The sequence below is a fragment of the Halarcobacter sp. genome (assembly GCF_963676935.1).
Taxonomy (GTDB): domain Bacteria; phylum Campylobacterota; class Campylobacteria; order Campylobacterales; family Arcobacteraceae; genus Halarcobacter.
Window position 1 is genome coordinate 1,115,354 of record NZ_OY781470.1, and the last position, 6,070, is coordinate 1,121,423.

Genomic DNA, 6,070 nt, shown 5'->3' on the forward strand with positions numbered 1-6,070 from the left:
ACTAATTTAAACAAAATCTGCTATTATTATAAGATAAATACTAAAATAAACATTACTAATTTACTAAGGATTTAAGATGATTGAGGCTAATGAGTTTTTTAACAGACAAATTAAACTTTGGGGTGAAGAAACACAAACTTCATTACAAGATAAAAAAATAGCTATTATAGGAAGTGGTGGACTTGGGTGTTCTTTGGGTATTGCTTTAGGAGCTTCTGGAATTGGTGAGTTTGCACTTGTGGATTTTGATGAGGTGGGTGTTCACAATATCCATAGACAAATAGGTTTTAAAGTTGGTGATGATGGAAAATACAAAGCTGATGTTTTAAAAGAGCTTATGGAATCAAGATGTCCTTATACTAAAGTTACTGCTTATAAAGAATCTTTTCAAGATTTTGCAAAAAGAGGTTTAACTTATGATTTGATTATTGATGCTACAGACAACCTTCCAACAAGAGCTGCTATAAATGAATATTGCATTGAAAAAAATCAACCTTGGATTTATGGAAGTGTTGAAGAGTTTCATGGTCAGGTTTGTTTCTTTGAAAAAGCTTCATATGAGGCTGTTTTTGTAGTAAATGATAGAAAACCAAACGGTATTGCTTGTCCTATTGTTATGCATATTGCTTCACTTCAAGCAAATTTAGCCATAAGACACCTTACTGGACTTCCTGTTAAAAAAGATGTTTTATATTATCTTTCTTTCAACGAAGAGGGTGTTTTAGAAAACCAAAAATTCAATCTTCCTACAAACTAAAAACAGTATCTTTTTTTGGATACTGTTTTAGAGTTTTTTACTTCTTTTACAACTGTATATTTTCTAACAAAAATTTAAGCACTTATTAGATATACTATGCGGATTTTTAACATGGAAATTATACGAAATTATACGGGGAACTTAAATGCCAAAAAGAGAAGACATAAAATCTATTTTACTTATTGGTTCAGGCCCAATTATTATTGGACAAGCCTGCGAATTTGACTATTCTGGAACACAAGCTACTAAAACATTAAAAGAGTTAGGTTATAGAGTTGTACTTATCAACTCAAATCCAGCTACTATCATGACAGACCCTGAGTTTGCGGATAGAACTTATATTGAGCCTATTACAGAAGAAGTTGTTGCAAAAATAATTGAAAAAGAAAATATTGATGCAATCTTACCTACTATGGGTGGACAAACTGCACTTAATGTAGCAACTTCAATGTATGACAAAGGTATGCTAGAAGGAGTACAGTTCTTAGGAGCTCATCCAGATGCAATTAAAAAAGGTGAAGATAGACACCTATTTAATGAAGCAATGATTAAAATCGGTATGGACTTACCTAAAAGTGCCAATGCGTATAGTGTTGATGAAGCTATAAAAGTAGCAAAAGAGATTGGATTTCCTGTAATCAGTAGAGCATCATTTACCCTAGCTGGTGGTGGTTCTGGTGTTGCTTATAATATGGAAGAGTTTAAAAAGCTTGCAGAAGCTGGTATTGAAGCATCTCCTATCAATGAGATTGAGATTATGGAATCAATGCTTGGTTGGAAAGAATATGAAATGGAAGTTATCAGAGATAGAAAAGATAACTGTATTATTGTATGTTCTATTGAAAACTTAGACCCTATGGGTGTTCACACTGGAGATTCTGTTACTATTGCACCTGCACTTACTCTTACAGATAAAGAATATCAAAATATGAGAAATGCATCATTTGCTATTTTAAGAGAGATTGGAGTTGATACTGGTGGTTCAAATGTTCAGTTCTCAATCTGTCCAAAAACAGGAAGAATGATTGTTATTGAGATGAACCCAAGAGTTTCAAGATCTTCTGCTCTTGCATCAAAAGCAACTGGTTATCCTATTGCAAAAGTTGCAACACTACTTGCAGTTGGATTTACTCTTGATGAGATTGAAAACGATATTACAGGAACAACAGCATCTTTTGAGCCAGTAATCGATTATGTTGTTACAAAGATTCCAAGATTTACTTTTGAAAAATTCCCTAAAGCAGATTCTACTTTAACAACAGGTATGAAATCAGTTGGTGAAGTTATGTCTATGGGTAGAACATTTAATGAGTCTATTCAAAAAGCATTATGTTCACTAGAAACTGGACTTGTAGGGTTTGATCCTATTTGTGATGATTTAGAGAAAATCAAAGCAGAGATAAGAAGACCAAATGCTGATAGATTAAGATACTTAATGGATGGTATGAGAAAAGGTCTTACAAACGAAGAGATTTTTGAATTATGTGCTGTAGACCCATGGTTCTTAACAAAATTCAGAGAGATTTATAACTTAGAACAATCAATTAATGAATCAATCTTAACAGATGCTTCTCATATGAGAATAATCAAATCAAATGGTTTCTCAGATGCAATGATTGGAAAACTTATTGGTAAATCTGAAAGTGAAGTTTATGAAGCAAGAAAAGCTTTAGATGTAGATTTTGAATACAACGAAGTTGATACTTGTGCAGCTGAATTTAAAGCTTTAACTCCATATCTTTATTCAACTACAAATGTAACTAAGTTACCAAAAGTTGAAAACAAATCAACTGAGAAAAAAGTTATGATTATTGGTGGTGGACCAAATAGAATTGGTCAAGGTATTGAGTTTGACTATTGTTGTGTACACGCATCATTTGCTTTAAATGAAATGGGTGTAAAAACTATCATGTATAACTGTAACCCTGAAACTGTATCTACAGACTATGATACTTCGGATATTTTATACTTTGAACCAATCGATTTTGAACACGTTAGAAGTGTAGTTGAAAAAGAGAATCCAGATGGTGTAATTGTTCACTTTGGTGGACAAACTCCACTTAAACTTGCAAATGCATTAACAGAAGCTGGAGCAAAAATCATTGGTACTACTGCTGAAGTTATTGATTTAGCAGAAGATAGAGAAAAGTTCTCTACTTTTGTTACAAAAGCTGGATTATTACAACCTGAAAATGGAACAGCTGTAGAGGTTGAAGAAGCTATTGAAATCGCAGAAAGAATTGGTTATCCAGTACTTGTTAGACCATCATTTGTTCTTGGTGGTAGAGGTATGAAAATTGTTTACTCAACTGATGAATTAAAACAATACATGGATGAAGCAGTTTCTGTATCAAATGATGCACCTGTACTTATTGATAAATTCCTTGATAGAGCAATTGAACTTGATGTTGATTGTATTTGTGATGGAAAAGAGGTATATATTGGTGGAATTATGCAACATATTGAAGAAGCAGGGGTACACTCTGGGGATTCAGCTTGTTCATTACCTCCAATCTCTATTGCACCTGAACTTATCAAAGAGCTTGAAGTTAAAACAAAAGCAATGGCACTTGGACTTGGTGTAATTGGTCTTATGAATACTCAATATGCTATTCATAAAGGACAAATTTATCTAATCGAAGTAAATCCAAGAGCTTCAAGAACCGTTCCATTTGTATCAAAAGCAACTGGTATGCCTTTAGCAAAAGTTGCTACTAGAGTTATGTGGGGAGAGAGCCTAAGAAATGCCCTTGATACATATAATAGTGACTTAATCTGGGAAGATAATGGAGTATTAAAACCAATATTAAAAGACCATATTGCTATTAAAGAAGCAGTATTCCCATTTACTAAACTAAGTGGTTCAGATATGATTCTTACACCTGAAATGAAATCTACAGGTGAGGTTATGGGTATCTCTGATAACTTTGGTATCTCTTATGCTAAATCACAAAGTGCAGCTAAAAATGACTTGCCAGTAGAAGGAAAAGTATTTATCTCTTTATGTGATTTAGATAAAGAGTTCGCTCCTAAAATAGCAAAAGGCTTAGTAGAAGAAGGTTTTACAGTTGTTGCAACTGGTGGAACACACAAAGTTATTACAGAAGCTGGAATAGAGTGTGAAAAAGTACTTAAAATCTCTGAGGGTAGACCAAATATTACTGACTCTATTACAAACAAAGAGATTGCTTTAGCACTTAATACAAGTGATGGAAAAGAGTCTTCAAAAGATGATGGTAAAAACATCAGAAGAGCAGTTTTAAAAGAGGGTATCCCTTATGTTACAACTGCAGCAGCAGCTTTAGCTTGTGTTGAAGCTATGAAAGCTTTAAAACACAAAGATGGAATAGGTGTTAAATCTATCCAAGAATTTTTAAATGACTAATGGACAAAAATAAAGTATATTTAGTTCAAACTGATACTACAGTTGGTTTCTCATCGGCAGACGATGAGAAACTGTCAATTATAAAACAAAGACCACTTTCTCAAAAAATACTTCAAACAGTTGATTCTTTTTCAACATTAAATAAAAATGCAAGAGTTCCTAAAAGTCATAGAAAAAGGGTAAGATACTCAAATAAAACAACTTTTATATACCCAAATCTAAAATCTTTTAGAGTTATAAAAGAGGATATTCCTTTTAAAGATTTTATATTAAAATTTGGAAGCCAGTTCTCAACTTCAGCAAACCTTACCGGAAATAAATTTGATAAAGATTTTGCATATGAAAATTCTGATATTTTAGTTTTGACAAAAGATGGATATAGTGAGAATATATCTTCATCTATATATAAACTTGGAAAAAACAGATTAAAGAAGATAAGATAATGTTTTTACAAAGAGAAAATGAACTAAAAATATTAGAAGATAATTATAATAAACCAAATTCATCAATTGAGTTTATTTTTGGAGCTAAAAGTACAGGAAAAACTACACTGTTAAATGAGTATTCAAAAGATAAAGAAAAGCTATATTTTTCAAATTATGAGATGATTCCTTCTCAGTTTTTTACACAAATGGCAAACACTATAAGTATAAAGTTTCATGGAACAAATACTGTAGGAAAACCATTTAATACTTTTTTGGAAGTATTGAAATTTTTAAACAATCAAAAAATTGAGAAGAAAGCCATCATAATATTTGATGATTTCCAAAATGTATTAAAAGTAGATAAAGATGCTTTAAATGAACTTTTAAAATATTGGAAAAGTGATTTAAAAACAAAAAATATTCAATTGATAGTATCTAGTTCAATCCTTTATGGAGAGCTAAAAGATAAAGAGATTGAATCAATAGCAAACTCAAATATTAAACTTAAATATTTAAGCTTTTTAGCTATAAAAGAGTTTTTCCCAAAAGTTAATAAATTAGATCATTTATATATTTATTCTCTTTTAGGTACTTCTCCAACTAATTTAAAGTATTATAATCCAAATACTGAATTTACTGAAAATATATATAATCTATTTTTATCTTCAAACTCATATTTATTTGATTATGGAATACAAATTCTAAAATCAGAAATAGGTGATATAGGTACTTACTCTTCTATCCTTTATGCAATTGCAAAGGGCAATTCAAAAGTTGGAGATATTGCAAATTTCTTAGATGTAAAATCAACTTATCTATCAAGATATTTACAAAAGCTAATTGATATGATGATTATAGAAAAAATTGTACCTATAAATGATGATAAGAAAAATTCAAAATTTGGAAGATATATTATTAGTGATAATACTTTAAAATTTTGGTTTTTATATATTTATCCAAATCTTAGTGATCTACAACAAAATGAAGTAAAAGAGGTTAGTCTTTTAATACAAGATGAGTTTATAAGAAAAACAGTATTTAGTAGTTATAAAAAATGTATTAAGGATTATATAAATATAAAGCAAGAGTCTATCTTAGGATATAAACCAGTTGCAATAGGTAGCTGGTGGGATAATCATAATAATACAATTGATTTAATTGCATATGATAGAAAAAATATAACGTTTATCCAAATACTTTGGGAAGATAAGGATATGGCAAAAATTGCATATGGTAAACTTAAAACTGCATCGGAAAAATTTAAAACTTCTTTAGAAAAAAAATACGTAATAGTTACAAAAAACACTTTTTTTAATATAAAATAGTTAATTATTATGTTGAATTACATAATATTATTTTAATTTACTCTCTTATTTATTAAAGCTATATTAAGTAATTATGTTTTATAACATAATTATTTTAAACTTATTTATAAAAAAATATTTTACTTGGCTTTATTTTGATATAATATCCTTTATTAATGTGGATTATTAAGGATATTTT

4 protein-coding genes are annotated in these 6,070 nt (G+C 29.9%); all 4 read left to right on the forward strand.

The window, feature by feature from the left end:
- The first annotated feature begins 76 nt into the window (after positions 1-76).
- Positions 77-757: a ThiF family adenylyltransferase gene (locus ACKU4C_RS05575; protein ID WP_321315160.1), complete on the forward strand. Its 681-nt coding sequence runs from the start codon at positions 77-79 to the stop codon at positions 755-757.
- A 145-nt stretch (positions 758-902) separates the two neighbouring features.
- Complete coding sequence (gene carB / locus ACKU4C_RS05580; protein WP_321315162.1) at positions 903-4,142, forward strand: carbamoyl-phosphate synthase large subunit; 3,240 nt, start codon at positions 903-905, stop codon at positions 4,140-4,142.
- A complete protein-coding gene (locus ACKU4C_RS05585) occupies positions 4,142-4,585 on the forward strand; it encodes a Sua5 YciO YrdC YwlC family protein (protein ID WP_321315164.1) in 444 nt (147 codons plus the stop codon). Before carB ends, ACKU4C_RS05585 begins: the two co-directional genes overlap by 1 nt.
- On the forward strand, positions 4,585-5,892 hold the full coding sequence (locus tag ACKU4C_RS05590) for an ATP-binding protein (RefSeq protein WP_321315166.1): 1,308 nt from the start codon (positions 4,585-4,587) through the stop codon (positions 5,890-5,892). Before ACKU4C_RS05585 ends, ACKU4C_RS05590 begins: the two co-directional genes overlap by 1 nt.
- Positions 5,893-6,070 lie beyond the last annotated feature (178 nt).

Coding starts and splice junctions, on each gene's coding strand:
- ACKU4C_RS05575 (WP_321315160.1), top strand. CDS start 77: ATGATTGAGGCTAATGAGTTTTTTAACAGACAAATTAAACTTTGGGGT.
- carB (WP_321315162.1), top strand. CDS start 903: ATGCCAAAAAGAGAAGACATAAAATCTATTTTACTTATTGGTTCAGGC.
- ACKU4C_RS05585 (WP_321315164.1), top strand. CDS start 4,142: ATGGACAAAAATAAAGTATATTTAGTTCAAACTGATACTACAGTTGGT.
- ACKU4C_RS05590 (WP_321315166.1), top strand. CDS start 4,585: ATGTTTTTACAAAGAGAAAATGAACTAAAAATATTAGAAGATAATTAT.